Origin of the sequence: Clostridium sp. JS66, from assembly GCF_033561535.1 — a bacterium.
Taxonomy (GTDB): domain Bacteria; phylum Bacillota; class Clostridia; order Clostridiales; family Clostridiaceae; genus Clostridium_AM; species Clostridium_AM carboxidivorans.
This window is the reverse complement of sequence record NZ_CP131467.1, coordinates 1049405-1064199: the sequence shown is the minus strand read 5'-3', so window position 1 is coordinate 1064199 and position 14795 is coordinate 1049405. Positions and strand designations below refer to the sequence as shown.

At 28.5% G+C, this 14795-nt stretch carries 15 protein-coding genes; 2 read left to right on the top strand and 13 right to left on the bottom strand.

All coding sequences use genetic code 11. The features are described 5' to 3' along the window. Positions 1-107: 107 nt before the first annotated feature. Together Q6H37_RS04960 and Q6H37_RS04955 are read left to right on the top strand one after the other, a co-directional pair. Entirely contained in the window at positions 108-1088 is a 981-nt protein-coding gene (locus tag Q6H37_RS04960; RefSeq protein WP_318739626.1) for a ParM/StbA family protein, read from the top strand. Between the two features lie 103 nt (positions 1089-1191). After that, positions 1192-1368, top strand: coding sequence for a hypothetical protein (locus Q6H37_RS04955; RefSeq protein WP_318739624.1), 177 nt, complete (start codon positions 1192-1194; stop codon positions 1366-1368). Positions 1369-1445: 77 nt separating this feature from the next. On the opposite strand, the gene Q6H37_RS04950 is transcribed toward Q6H37_RS04955, so the two are convergent. The 13 genes from Q6H37_RS04950 to Q6H37_RS04890 form a co-directional block, all read right to left on the bottom strand. Beyond that, on the bottom strand, positions 1446-1778 hold the full coding sequence (locus tag Q6H37_RS04950; protein WP_318739622.1) for a hypothetical protein: 333 nt from the start codon (positions 1776-1778) through the stop codon (positions 1446-1448). Positions 1779-1863: 85 nt separating this feature from the next. Continuing rightward, the gene (locus Q6H37_RS04945; RefSeq protein WP_318739620.1) at positions 1864-2229 is read right to left on the bottom strand and encodes a hypothetical protein; all 366 of its coding nucleotides are present in this window, start codon (positions 2227-2229) and stop codon (positions 1864-1866) included. Further along, entirely contained in the window at positions 2220-3233 is a 1014-nt protein-coding gene (locus Q6H37_RS04940; RefSeq protein ID WP_318739618.1) for a hypothetical protein, read from the bottom strand. The genes Q6H37_RS04945 and Q6H37_RS04940 overlap by 10 nt, the downstream gene beginning before the upstream one ends. 325 nt (positions 3234-3558) lie before the next feature. Beyond that, entirely contained in the window at positions 3559-6546 is a 2988-nt protein-coding gene (locus Q6H37_RS04935) for a type I restriction endonuclease subunit R (protein ID WP_318739616.1), read from the bottom strand. Between the two features lie 12 nt (positions 6547-6558). Then, positions 6559-6867, bottom strand: a complete 309-nt coding sequence (locus Q6H37_RS04930; RefSeq protein ID WP_318739614.1) for a hypothetical protein — start codon at positions 6865-6867, stop codon at positions 6559-6561. A gap of 19 nt (positions 6868-6886) precedes the next feature. After that, positions 6887-7810 carry a restriction endonuclease gene (locus Q6H37_RS04925; protein ID WP_318739612.1) on the bottom strand — a complete coding sequence of 308 codons (924 nt, stop codon included), beginning with the start codon at positions 7808-7810 and terminating at the stop codon, positions 6887-6889. A gap of 1 nt (position 7811) precedes the next feature. Next, positions 7812-9158 (bottom strand): restriction endonuclease subunit S, encoded by a 1347-nt coding sequence (locus Q6H37_RS04920; protein WP_318739610.1) that lies wholly within the window; start codon positions 9156-9158, stop codon positions 7812-7814. Then, positions 9158-11161: a class I SAM-dependent DNA methyltransferase gene (locus tag Q6H37_RS04915; RefSeq protein ID WP_318739608.1), complete on the bottom strand. Its 2004-nt coding sequence runs from the start codon at positions 11159-11161 to the stop codon at positions 9158-9160. The genes Q6H37_RS04920 and Q6H37_RS04915 overlap by 1 nt, the downstream gene beginning before the upstream one ends. Before the next feature lie 39 nt (positions 11162-11200). Then, the gene (locus tag Q6H37_RS04910) at positions 11201-11440 is read right to left on the bottom strand and encodes a TIGR04540 family protein (RefSeq protein WP_318739606.1); all 240 of its coding nucleotides are present in this window, start codon (positions 11438-11440) and stop codon (positions 11201-11203) included. 147 nt (positions 11441-11587) lie between these two features. Further along, positions 11588-12148, bottom strand: a complete 561-nt coding sequence (locus Q6H37_RS04905; RefSeq protein WP_318739605.1) for a hypothetical protein — start codon at positions 12146-12148, stop codon at positions 11588-11590. A gap of 211 nt (positions 12149-12359) precedes the next feature. Beyond that, positions 12360-13709, bottom strand: coding sequence for an NERD domain-containing protein (locus Q6H37_RS04900; RefSeq protein ID WP_318739602.1), 1350 nt, complete (start codon positions 13707-13709; stop codon positions 12360-12362). 175 nt (positions 13710-13884) lie between these two features. Beyond that, positions 13885-14169, bottom strand: a complete 285-nt coding sequence (locus Q6H37_RS04895; protein WP_318739600.1) for a hypothetical protein — start codon at positions 14167-14169, stop codon at positions 13885-13887. A 101-nt stretch (positions 14170-14270) separates the two neighbouring features. After that, a complete protein-coding gene (locus tag Q6H37_RS04890) occupies positions 14271-14669 on the bottom strand; it encodes a hypothetical protein (protein WP_318739598.1) in 399 nt (132 codons plus the stop codon). Positions 14670-14795 lie beyond the last annotated feature (126 nt).

Here is a 14795-nt window from a genome sequence, read left to right as displayed (position 1 = left end):
ATTCCCCCTTCTTCGCCTTACCTAATGCGAAATACTGCGAATAATTACGAACATAAGTGCTTAATATATAGTAGTTAAAAATTAAACCCAATATACGGAGGATACAAATGAAAAATATTTTAATAAGTGTTGATACAGGAAAAAGCACAACCAAAGTTGTAACTAAAATAGTAAATAATATACAAAAATTTGCCTTTAGAACTAAAGTTCAAGAGGTTTCATGTTTAGGAGCTGACTTATCACACAATTCCTACAACGTTGATTTCCAAGGTAAATCATATCTTATAGGCGATATGGTTTCAGAAAGTTCATGCAACTTCCAAATAAACAAAAACACTATAGAACATCAATTATGTATTTATATTTCAATATGTAAGATTATTGAAAAACTAAATGCTATGTCAACTGGTGTTCCAAACATATGCCTCGCAATAAATGCACCATTAAACATTTACAAGAACAATTCCTTAAAGGAAGCGTATAGAAATTTCATACAGAACAACGGAAACATAATATCTATAAAAGTAAATAACAAGGTATATCTTTTCAAAATCACTTCAATTATTGTTTTACCAGAAGCAATAGGCCCAATATTCGTTAGAAGTGGTGATTTTCGAAACAAAAAAGTTACATTAATAGATATTGGCTCTTTAAACATAAATTATTGTACTTTCAATAAGTTAGTTCCAGAGCTTGATAGTATGAATATCGCAAACTTAGGCATAAATGTTTTAAGAGGTAAAATAGCAGAAAAGTTAACTGAACGTTATGGATTGCTTATATCAGACAGTGATGTTGAACAAATTTTAAGCAACGATCAATACTTATACATTGCAGGTGTAAAGCAAGCAGATAGTAAAGAAATTATAGACAAGCTAATTAATAATCATATATCTAATATATTTAATTACGGAAGAAGCAGGGGGCTGACATTCAACAATAGCAATTTAGTTTTTTGTGGTGGGGGAGCTTTATTGTTGAAAGAAAATCTACTGTCTCAATACCAACTTGCGATAATAGAGAAGGACCCTCAATTCTCAAATTGCTTATCTTTCTTTAATATCTTAGAGGTTAAATATGAAAACTAAAAAGCTATCCATAAGTTTCTGCGAACACTACCAAGACATTTATCAATATTTGAAAACTAAACCCAACATAAGTCTCTTTATATGTCAGCTTGTACGAAGTGAAATGAATGTTAAGGATACTCCATGTCAAGAATTAGAAGCTAAAGTTGAAGAGCTTATAAAAAAAGTGCTTAAAGAAAATAACTATTCATGCAATAGCAACTTCTCGCCCCCAACAAGCCAAAATATAATAAATTCTTTAAATGAAGATGATAAATCTCTAATAAAAGATCTGTTCTAAAAGACAAAAGATGGATAAGCTTAAATTCTTGCCCATCTTTTATATTTATATAAATTGATTAATTCCTTATCTGAGCATTATAACTTTTCTCTATAAATGCTCTTTATATCCTCTATAAGCTTAACATTTATATCATCTTTACTTCTACAAGTTACTATATTTTCATCATTATTTTTATATGGTCCCACAGTAATGTATCCCTGCTTTAATCTGATTGTTGCAATATTAGCTTTTGACCTTGGATTATTCTCATACATTCCTCTAACCTTTAATACTAAAGCTTTATCATTTCTTCTTATTATTACATAATCCAAATCACCTAATTTTTGTATTAAATCTTGTAGTAATTCCTGTACCTTAAAATCTAATTTATTATAAATTGTACTTTCAAAAAATTCATCTATTTTCATTTAATAATAACCTCCAAAAACATACTTAAAGCTTATGCTTTAAAGTAATATAAAGTTGAAATTTTTACTACCTTAGCCCTAATATCTATGCCTTTATTACAATACATGATTTTCTCAACATCTCTACATCATCACTTATCCCTACTCTTAGTAGTGTGGCCGCAATTAAATTATATGGATTTTCTGCTGTTACAGCATTAGCTTGTATAATATTAGGATATTTATTAATAAATGTTTTGACTGCAACTTCTGCATCACCTGAATGAGTTGTAGATTTAGAACTCTTAGATACAAATGCTTCCCATATGAATAGATTTAAGGGCTTCTTAATAAATTCATCCCAATCAAACGTAACACTTATCTCTGTTTTCACTAATTTCTTAACTCTACCCAATATCCATGCTGTTTCAGCAAAATGAATAAAAATCAAAAAATTTATTATTACAAACAATTATCTATTATATGCTTCCAAATCTTATCCCCATTTTCTTTTCCTATCCCAAACATTGTTTGCATAAATCTATAATCCACTTGTGTAATTTCTTTCACTTCTTTTGCTGTTAATGGTTCAGATAAAACTTTAAAATCTTCTAATTCTGTGTAATATTCTTCATTTACTTCTGTAGGTTTATCTTGATAATTCTTTTTATGAATAATTCCATTACCTTTTCCCATAGCTACAATTCCAGTTCCACTCCTGTATAGAAAAACCTTATCACCTTTTTGAACCTTATTAATTTTAAATTTCCATGGGTCATAAAAGGCTGAGGCTTTTTGATTTTTTATCATGTCTTTATCATCCTTGCTATCATTATTATAATTTGTATTCAATATATAGCAACCCTCTTCAAATTCTATTACATCTTCTTCTGGACTATAAGTTTCAAATTCTATCATTTTTTCATTCTTTGAAGATTCATATACACGATATATTATAGATTCTATTAAAAGACCTGTTTTTCTCCAATAATTTACTGCTTGCCTTGTTTCAAAATCAGTACCATCCGTTATTATTACAAAATGCTGTTTTTTATTAAAATCTTCTTTTCTAATTTCTTCGTCATTTCCTAAATTAAAATAGCTTTTATGTTCTTCTATAAGTTCCTTACTATTAGGTTTGTATTTATTATGTAACTCTGATAATAAATGATAATCATATTGTCCAAAAATCTGACCATATCTTAAAACTTGCAATAAATTTTCTTTATCTGATTCCCACCGTTTTAACTCAAATATATATAAATCTCCCTTTTTATCAACTGCTAATATATCAGGTTCTTCTTTTCCTCTTCTTTCTTGAAATACTGTCATCAAACTATCAGATGATATGATTTTTTCTATGTTATGCGAAATCAGATTTTCAAGGTCTTTTTCTTTCCAGTTTATAGAGGCTAAATTAGTTCTTTTAACTGTTTCTAATGTTTTCTTGTCATCACCATTTAAATAAAATAACATCCCCATCTCTCCCTTTTAAAGTTAAATTTTTGTGACACTATCTAACTTTTAGATATAGCAGTAATAAAACTATTATTAAAATTACCTTTAGTTTCTTGTTATTTTGATACTTAACAAATTTAAATACCAATAGAATAGATAAAACCACCAAAAACTTCATATTAAACCCCTTCTAACATAAAATCACTATAATTAAACTATTAATTATTTTCCCTATATACGAATGGGTATTAATATTTTTGTCCATCAAATACAAATAATCTAACATAATTCTCTGAATAATTTAATGTTTTATCTTAATAAATTCTCCTTATTCCTTATCACTTTATACATTTTTTCTGAAAGTAGTATAAACTTCTTCCATAAGATGTTGCATTATAGAATTCCTAAAACCACCATTCTCTAATATCTTCATAAAAAATTCCTTATTTTGTCCCATTCTATTAATTACAATATCCAAAAATGCTTTATCATAGCTAAACTTAAAGTTCTCCATTGTATTACTTTTAGCCTTTTGAGCCAAGTCATCATTATTAATTATATCTTCTTTAATTTGGTCTATAGATAGTCTATCTGTCTCAGTAAAATTAGTACCAAATTTATCATTTAATCTTTCAATAATAGATGAAAGTTTTTCTTTTGCTTCTTCTTTTTTTACTGATTTACCAAAGGCTGTTGGTTTTAATTCTACCTCACCTTCTTGGATTAGTGAAATACTTCCATCAAAGGTTTTTTCATTTCTATAGTATTCTAATGCTACATCATCAGCTAATTGGAAACCTTCTGTTCCAACTTTAGGCAGTTTCTTTAATAGATAATTTAAATATACATATAGTTTATGCAATTCAATATCTGCAAACGGACCTATTTGAAGAATAAAAGAATATGTTCTTATATATTTTACAGAAGCTCCCTTAAATTCTTCCTTCGTTTCATCTGACAATTCTTTCTTAAATCTATCTACAGCTTTATCAAGAATAGCATTAAGCTTCTCCTGCAATTTAGTAGATTTTTTCTTACTACTAAATTCTAACTTATTGACCTCGTTGATTTCTTCATCTGTATATACTTGGCAAGCGTTTATTTCTCTTTGTAAATCATATAAAATATTAGGATCAGTTACACTTTCAAGCCCTGTAACTTCAAAATATGGTTGAAAGGCCGCTTGAATTACATCTGCCTCATTAATAAAATCTAATACAAAAGTATCATTCTTACCTCTACAAGTCCTATTAAGTCTTGATAATGTTTGAACAGCTTTTATACCATCCAAAGGCTTATCTACATACATAGTATGTAGCAATGGTTCATCAAATCCAGTTTGATATTTCTCTGCTACGAGTAATATCTTATATTCATCTGTGTGAAACTTTTCTGGTAATTCCTTTTCTCCAAATCCGTTCATGTCTGGTTCAGTATGTGAAACTCCATTATCTTCTACTGTTCCCGAAAATGCTACTAAAGCCTTTAAATCATCGTATCCTTTTTCAGAAATATATTTATCAAAGGATTGCTTATATCTAACTGCATGTAGTCTGCTACTTGTAACTACCATAGCTTTAGCTCTACCACCTATTTTATGTCTTGTTACCTGTCTAAAATGTTCAATTATTATTTCAGTCTTTTGAGCTATATTATGAGGATGTAAAGAAACAAATCTACCAATAGCTTTTGACGCTTTCTTACTTGCTACTTCTGGATCATCCTCAATTTGTTTAGATATTTTATAGAAAGTTGTATATGTAGTATAATTCTTTAAAACATCTAAAATAAATCCTTCTTCAATTGCTTGTCTCATGCTATATACATGAAAAGCATGTGGTTTTCCATCATTACCCAAGTTACCAAACATTTCAAGTGTCTTGGGTTTAGGTGTAGCAGTAAACGCAAAGTAGGATATATTTTCCTGTTTTCCACTCTTGGTTATTGTTTCAAGTATTTTTTCCTCTGTATCATCCAAATTTTCTTCTAATTTATCAGCTTCCATAGCTTCTTCTAATGTTTTTGCTGATAAAGCTTCTTTTACAGCTCTTGCAGATTTTCCTGTTTGTGAGCTATGAGCTTCGTCTATAATTATTGCATACTTTCCCTTACTAAGAGTGCTTACCTTTTCCAATATAAATGGAAACTTTTGTAACGTTGTAATTATAATTCTTGTTCCTCCAATTAGTGCATTTGCTAATTGAGTTGAATCTTTATCAATTTTCTCTACCATTCCTGCTTTATGTTCTAACTGATAAATAGAATCTTGTAACTGCTTATCTAATACTCTTCTATCTGTTATTACTATTACACTATCAAATACAGCATTATTTTCATCATCATGCAGTTTTGCTAATCTATGTGCTAACCAAGATATACTATTTGTCTTTCCACTGCCTGCTGAATGCTGAATTAAATAACTACTACCTGCTCCATTATTTTTTGCATGAAATTCTAATTTACGCACTACATCTAATTGATGAAAACGTGGAAAAATTACTGTTTCCCTCTTGTCTACAATCTCACCTGTACTATCTTTAATTTCATCTACTTTTATAAACACAAACCTAAATAAAATATCTATTAAACTATCCTTTTGAAGTATTTGTTCCCATAAATAAGATGTTTTATAGTTATTCTCATTAGAAGGATTTCCCTTACCTCCATTATCACCTTTATTAAAAGGTAAGAAAAATGTGCTTTGTCCACTTAATCTTGTAGTCATATATACTTCATCTGGATCAACTGCAAAATACACAATAGTTCTTTTCTTAAATTCAAATAGTAGTTCCTTTGGGTCTCTATCATTTTTAAATTGTTCTTTAGCGTCATCAACGGTTTGTCCAGTTAATGGGTTTTTTAACTCTAAAACTGATATGGGCAATCCATTTATCATTATCAACATATCAATACTATTAGTATTCTTTGAACTGTAATACACCTGCCTACTAATAGTAAATATATTTTTGCTGTATAAATCTAAAAGTGTATAATTCAAATCACTTACAGGTTTACTATAAATCAACTTCAAAGTTTCGCCTCTATCTTTTACACCATGCCTTATACAATCAATAATTCCCCTACTACTAATTTCCTTTGTTATTCTTTCTAATATCTTTTCTTTATAATTGTCCTTGTAAACTTTTTTTAATTTTTCTATAGCTTTACTTTGACTATCTTCTAAAAATTGAAATAATATTTCAACATCTATTGCATATTTCTTAAAATCTTCTGAGGCTTTTCCTTCTATTTTTCTCTTTACATAACCTGATTCAATAAAATGTTCTTCAATATTTGTTTCAAACCCCTTTTCTGTATCATCTATCCCCACAAATATCCCACCTTACTTAATTTCATTTCTGTACTTCTCTAATCTTTCTTTACACATTTCTAACTCTTCATCTGTAAAAAGTTCTCTAAATTCATCTTGTTGAACCAATGATTCTATTGACAAATCAAGTCTTCCAAACTGCCAAAGTTTCAAAAATCCTTCTGTTCCGCCATCTTTAGATATTAATTTTTTAGCTGTTTTTACTCCACCTTTTTCTCCTAACATTTGAAGAAATCTTGTAGCTCTATATCCACATTCCTTGTCTGCTTTCCTATAAACCTCAATCATAGCATTGTGAAATTTTCTTTCTAAGTCAGTCATACTCCCCATCCCCTTAAATCTATTCCTCTATAAAATAATCACTGTCAATCTTCTTAATCTCATAAACAGTTTCAACAGATACTCCAACATTAAAATCAATCATATATTCAGCTAATTGTTGACCATCAATCAAGATTATTTTCTTATTAGATAACCTGTTTACATACTCAACAGCGTCATTTGAAAATGTAGATGTTGTTATAAAAATTCCTTTATTAGCTCCTGGTGTATCTAAAGCACCTGAAAACTTTTGAATTTCTGGTCTTCCAACAACTGTATCCTTCCATCTTTTAGCCTGAATATATACCCTATCAAGCCCTAATCTATCTTCATTTATAATTCCATCTATACCTTCATCGCCTGTTTTTTTAGTTGCTTTCTTGGCTTCTGCTCTTGAACCACCATAGCCCATCTTAATAAGTAAATCCAAGACAATATCTTCAAATCTAAAGAAGTCTACTTTCTTTAACTTTTCTAATAATTCATCTGCTAATGAAGATTTAATTTTCTTAAAAGATTCGTCAATACTTTCAAAAGGAGTTTTTTCTTCTTTATTTGGCACTCCTCTTTCTTCAATTTCGCTTACTACATTTGTCTTTCTACTTCTACCTAAATATTCATTAAACTCTTCATATCTCTCTAAATATTTAGAATCTAAACTGCTTATATTTTCTTTTAATAAACTTATACCCCTTTCAGTTATGTTAAACCGACCCCTTTTAGGAAATTCAATTAACCCTGCATTTTTAAGATAAGTCTTTGCCCAATTTAATCTATCATAAAATATTTTTTTACCACTTTGAAGTTTTTGGTTTATCTCTTCATCTGATAAGTTAAATTCTTTTGCTAATGCTTCTTCACATTGCTTATTATTATATAATTTCCCATCAGAAATATATTTTAAAAGAGGAAGCATGACTTCCTCATAGGTTGGAATAGCCATACTAAGCCTCCTTATAATAATCTCTTACATCAATCTTACCTGTAACTGCTTCCGATATGAGAGATTGACGATATTCTTTTAATTTTTCTATCTGTAGTACAGTGCTTTCAACTAAATCACTAATTTCTCCAATTTGTTCATCAATATATTTTACTATTTTAATCTGTTCTTTCATATTAGGTAACAAACATTCAATTTTACCAATTTCACTTGATGTAATTGCAGGATAACTCACTCCCGTAGATCTTCTTACTATTTCATCAATATATCTTGTTGATCTCATTAAATAAAATAGATACTTGGGATATATTGTATTTTTCGGAGATAAAACCGTAAACCCAGTTGAACATATTAAATTTTCTTCTACATCTTCAAACCAAGTAATTGCTTTTAAATATGTTCTTACAGTGGATACTATTGTATCTCCTTTACTTAGTATTCTTCTTGCTCTACTTGGGGAATTTTTAAATGTATAGTTTTCTATGTTAATTATTTCTCCATTTGAATTTACGCTACTTATATCAATGTATTTAATATCATAATCTTCATCTGTATTTTCACTCAATGTCTTTATATTTATATTAGTCTGATATTTTATTTTAGATAAATTCCACTGTTCAGGTATCTCTCCTATCCACTCAACTCCTGAATCTTTCATGCTTACATTAGAATTTAATCCTTTTGTAACTGCTTCTGTTATAATTGCCTGTCTTTTTTCTTCAAGTGATGTTATAAGCTTTTCCTTATATGCTATAAGTGAATCTATTTCAGAAATTTTTTTATCAAGAAATTTGGCAATTCTTGCTTGCTCCTCTTGTTGTTTAGGCAAGATTATATCCAGATTTCCTATTTGAGAAAAATTCAATCCTTCTCTGGAACTTCCATTTTGGTTCATTAAAATTTGATTTTTTATAAATTCTGATGATATTATCTTAGCTAACATAGAAGGAATAATATTATTTAAATTTGGCCTTATAATACATACATGCTGATTAACATTTGCTTTCGGAAATCCATTTGGGACTAAACTTGTTCTACCAATAGACGCACCTGTTATATTTAAAAGAACATCATTAGATTTTACCATTGTAGATTTCATTTCATTGTTAATATCTTCATTTATATATACAACGTCATCTAATCTTAATCCATCATCATAAACATTTTGACTTCTTATAAAAATTACACCTTCATCTGAGTAAATTTCTGCTCCACCTCTTGGCGTTTTGCCACTTCCAATAAACCTTGTCATATATTTTAATTTTTTTATTTGCCAGTTATTTGGAATTTCTCCTATACATTCAATCCCACTATCTTTATACTTTTCATACTTCTTATATTTAACCACTATTCCATCACCTTCTTTAACTTCTCCATTATACGCTCTTCAAGTTCCTTAACTTCTTTCATAATATCTTCTGAACTTCTAAGTGGAGTATATTTATAAAAATGTTTTGTAAATGGAATCTCATATCCTACCTTTGTCTTACTTTCATCTATCCAAGCGTCAGGTACATGAGGTTTAACTTCTCTTTCAAAGTATTCATATATATCTTCTTTTAATGGAACATTTTCAGTATCTCTTAAATCTGCATCTGGTTCTGGATTGCCTTTACTATCAACACATATATCAGCAGTTTCATCTTTTTCACCTAAAGCTGTTAAAATAGCTTTTAGGATTGGCTTTCCTATTAATATATCTTTATTCTTAAATACTTTTTTAACTAATTTACTAAATTCTTCTCTGTTCTTATATTCCTTATTATCTATCTCTCTTAAAGCTTCAATGATTTGTTCTTGTAGCTTTTTTCCTGCCTCTATTTCTAATAATTTTGCTTCACCTTTTTTCTTAGATACTGCAAGATTTTTAAATGCTGTTTGATTATATAATTCCTTTAATCTATCCTCTTCTACCTTAAAACTTAATCTTAATGGTCTCTCTACTACGATCTTTCTATAACCAAAATCTTCATTGTCAAATATTTTTGAGTTTTCACCTGGTTTGAAATCACCATATATTCTAACAATTTCATTTATATGTTCTGATGAAAGCTCATTTCTCTTATTTCCAAGGCTCTTTCTCATTTTTTGATAGAACCCTGATCCATCAACGAGCTGTATTTTACCCTTTCTTAGTGTGTTTTTGTTATTAGTTAATATCCATATGTAAGTTGAAATACCTGTATTATAGAATAACTGCTCAGGCATAGCTACAATAGCCTCTACCAAGTCATTTTCTATAACATATTTTCTAATTTGGCTTTCACCGCTACCTGCATCGCCTGTAAATAATGGACTTCCATTCATTATTATTGCTATTCTTGAACCTTTTTCATCTTCTGATATAGGCTTCATCTTAGAAACTAAGTGTTGTAAGAATAATAGCTGACCATCACTTATTCTTGGAAGTCCTGCTCCAAACCTACCATTAAAACCTTTTTCCTCATATTCCTTCTTAACTGCATTTTCAGCAGGTTTCCACTCAACTCCATAAGGTGGATTTGTTATCATATAATTAAATTTTTCATTAGGAAAATTATCATTTGATAGTGTATTTCCAAAAGTTATATTCTTAGCTTCTTGACCCTTTATTAATATGTCAGCCTTACAAATAGCATAAGATTCTTCATTTATTTCCTGTGCAAAAAACTCTAATTCAGCAGTAGGATTTAATTCTTTTAAATATTCCTGTGCAACAGAATCCATTCCACCAGTACCAACACAACAATCATATAATGTTTGTGTAATGCCTGGTTTAGTTAAAATATCGTCATCTTCCATAAATAAAAGATTTACCATAAGACGAATTACTTCACGAGGAGTATAGTGGTCTCCTGCTTCGCCATCCTCGCTAAAGCGTCTTATTAATTCTTCAAATATGTACCCCATTTCAACATTTGAAACTACTTCTGGGTGTAAATCTAATTCACTAAAATTTTTTACAACAAGATAAAGCAGGTCATTTCTATCCATCTTTTCAATCTGCTTGTCAAAATCAAAATATTCAATTATATCTCTTGCTGTCTTAGAAAAACCATTTATGTAATCTCTAAGATTATCTGCTATGTTATCAGCATCACTTAATAACTTTTTAAAATCAAATTTACTTACATTATTAAAGCTTTGTTTAGCTACTCTATTTAGAATTTCATCTCTTGCTTCCTGTGGAAGACTTTTATATTGTTCATATGATGTTAAAACTGCTTCTTTAGTTTCTTCTAATACACAATCAAACCTCCTTAATACTGCCATTGGAAGAACTACCTTCCCATAATCCTCTTTTTTGAAAGGTCCTCTTAATATTTCTGCAATGCTCCATATAAAACTCACTTTATCCTGAAAATTTATCATTTAAGCCACTCCTAATCTCTTATCCTTAATATTATTAATTTATTTTTTCATATCTAATATTCTGTTAATAACTTCTAATCTTCTCTTGCCACACACCTGCTGTATTATTGTAGTAAATTGCTCTCCTTTTTTTATTTTTCTTGGATTATTTACAAAAAGAGTTTGTATGTGCTGTATTAATTCATCTTCCTTAATATTATTATCCCAGTATTCATCAACTATTTGATTTAAAATACCTGCAAGTTCTCTTTGTTTTTTATAAAATAATTTTATCTCCAAACAGCACACCTCTTTATTAAAAACTTTTACCTAATTTCTATTTTATTCTTACTTTTTGTAAGAATCAATACAAATGGAAAAACTCTGTAATATCTTTAAATACTACAGAGTTGCTACTGCTCTACACTATTCTATTTAAAATCTAATTTATAAGTCCTCTATTACTTTAGCTTCATCGTAAAACTTGTTAGTATCTTCATAGATGTCATACCAATAATCTATTTTATTTTCTAACATTTCTATTTCATAATTTCTTGTAAATTCATCAATATCTTCTCCTAATACTTCAACAATAAATGCTTCATATTCGTCACTATAATATTCACTGTCAAATTCATAATCATATTGCCTTTCTATATCATCAACCCAATCTTGATATTGTTTTCTAAATTCTTCAAATTCATGGTATTCATTTATGATTGTTTCACTAATTGGACTAAAATCATAATATGGTTTATTATAGTAGATACTTCTGATTGTAGTAGTATCCCCAAGAGTATATCTTCCATCATCTATGAAAGCATATATTTCACCCGTTTCCAAATTTATTTCAATTTTATATCCATAATCATAAAGCGATTTATCAACTACAGTTTCAGCTAAATTGAAATTTCTAATAATTTTTATAGCTTCTTCTTGTGTAATAACCTCATATTCTTTTATATTATCTGTAAATTCCTCTACTCTTTCAACTAATATTTTCTTCATAACTATCGTCCTCCATCTTTTCATTTGCTTATTAGTAATAATTATTATATTTTTATCTTTTGCTTTAATAACTTTTTAAACTTCCAACTAAGCTTTAGAGTTAAATATTCCATTAAATCCCACTTTAACGTTTATTACATATTGCCATTTGGTCCAAAGAAAAAATCTCATAGATAATACTCACAATTACAAGGTATTGGAAACATTGTATTTAAACTACCTGAAAATCTATTAATCCTATACATTTATCTAATGTTCTCTTAACCTTAATTAATTCTTTGCTACTAAGCTTAGTTTCCTTATATGAACTAATAAAGTCCAATAACTTTTCAACTTTAATAACATTCAATTTGGTGTTCTGTAATCCCAAGAGCTTGCAATTCTTATTCGCCATTACAAGTATACTTACTATTTCATATTTATTATCCAAAGCTTCTTTTAATAACTGTTCATGTCTTTTAATTTGACCAACAGGATTGTCCAATAGTTCATATTTATTTTTATTGCTCTTAGACCAATTTTCATTCTTATCTATATAAATATCGCCAGAATAATTTTTTGTTTCTAAATGAAATATCCCATTTCTTCCAATAATCAAGTGATCAATTTGCTGAGACCTTCCATTAACTCTAATATTTATATTGTTGTATATGATATATTCATTCAAATTTAGGAAACTTAAATAATGAGAAACTTTATTTTCGCCTATTTTCCCTGCCTTTACAATTTCAGCTTTGCTATTATTACCACTTTCAACCATATGATTTTTATTTAATGTTTCTCGTTTTACAATTATCCTGTCAATTTCCGCCCAAACATCAAATAATTTTGTTGTCTTAAAATAATTTAGTATTGTTGTTGGACTTGGTAAACTTTTATTATTCTTTAATTCTTCTTTTGTTAAATGTCTTTTCATTTTATAATATTCATTTATTAGAAGTTCAGTAATTATCTCTTTACTATAGTGAAGCTTCTCTCCTGATACCGCTTCTTCATATCCTGCTAATTTCCTTAGATTATTAAATCCATTGAACCTCATAGTAAATACTCCTGAACTGAACGTACATAATGAATTTATATCTTTTTCCGAGGCAGGTTTGCCTATTTCACTACTTAATTTTTTGTATAGTTTTAACATCTCTGTTTTGCTTAAAGTAATTTTACTCTTGTATCTATTTGGTTTTAAACCACATTCTTTGATTGCCTTGTTATAAGAACCAAATATTCTATTTAATACCGCAGGACTATATCCATTATCAATAAATTCTTGTGCAGAGGGAGTATGTCCCAACTTACTACATAAGCTATTAATTATTTCTATATACTCCTCATTACTTCTACGAACAAAGTTTAAATTTTCTTCCGCTATACCTGCTTTAATTAGTATCTTATTAAAAGGTAGTCCAAACCTTTTTTTCAAGTATGGTAATGATGGAGATTTTATCCTTCTCTTGAAAAAGTCCCAACACCCTGTTGGTTCTATCTCTAAATATTCATCTCGGATTATTTCCAATATCTCGTCATCAGTTAGTGAATTAGGATTTATTTTATTTTTTGTCATCTCACATTCCTCCATTTGTCATAAGTTATTCATGAAACACTTTGCTGATACATACGTATCAACAAAGTAAATTCACATTTTTCTCTTCCTTAAAATCTACTACTATTCTGCAATTCCATTATTCTATTCCACATTAAAATTGACTTCTTGAATTTTATCTTATTAGTAATTTTCATCAAATAACTCCATTCATTATTTCAGCAACATACATACAAAAGGCCCTTCTTATTATCCGTGTCTCTATATCGACATCAAGTTCTATTAATCGAGTAAGATTATAAGCATGACGAATAAAAACATCTTCCTCTGCAATTAAGATAACATACTCATTCTTATTAATTTCATATGTATTATTTATTGAATACTTGTGCTTTAATACACTTGAAATATGTTTAAGCTTCTCGCAAGCCAAATCTTCCTTTAATTTTCTTCTTTCATTTATTTCATTAATTTTTTTCATAATTTGAACCACTCCTATCTTTATTTAAATACAAATCTTAATAACTTAGTCTGTCTTAATAGCAAATTTACAATAGTTACGCTCTTTATAATTAGTACAATCTAATTCAAACTTACATTTTTGTCTAATGTATGCGTTTCCTGAATATATGAGTATATAATCCCACTATTGGTAAGGTAATATATTTTATCATCTCTACCTAAATAAATAGATTCTAATATTTCATCAGCAATGAATATATCATATTCTTCCTGGCATATTTTTATTCCACAAGCTCCCCCAATACATTTAAGCATTGTTTCTAAATTTGATATGTCATTATCTTTTACTTGGTTTACAAATTGCAATGACGCAAATAATTCCAATCCATATTCGTCCACATCACTTAATTCTGTTTTTAGTAACTTGTTAGCTATTAAAAAATCGAAAGTTATATCTTCCTTTATAAATCTAAATCCATTTATATCAACTTTATTAACACTTGAAATTTTTTCTAACATTTTACGACACTCCAATCCCATTCTAATTTTCTTGTCTTTCTCTTCATATTGACTTATAATTATTTTGATTATTTATTTTATATTACGTGGAGTTATCATCACCAAATAATAACTTCCACATGTTTT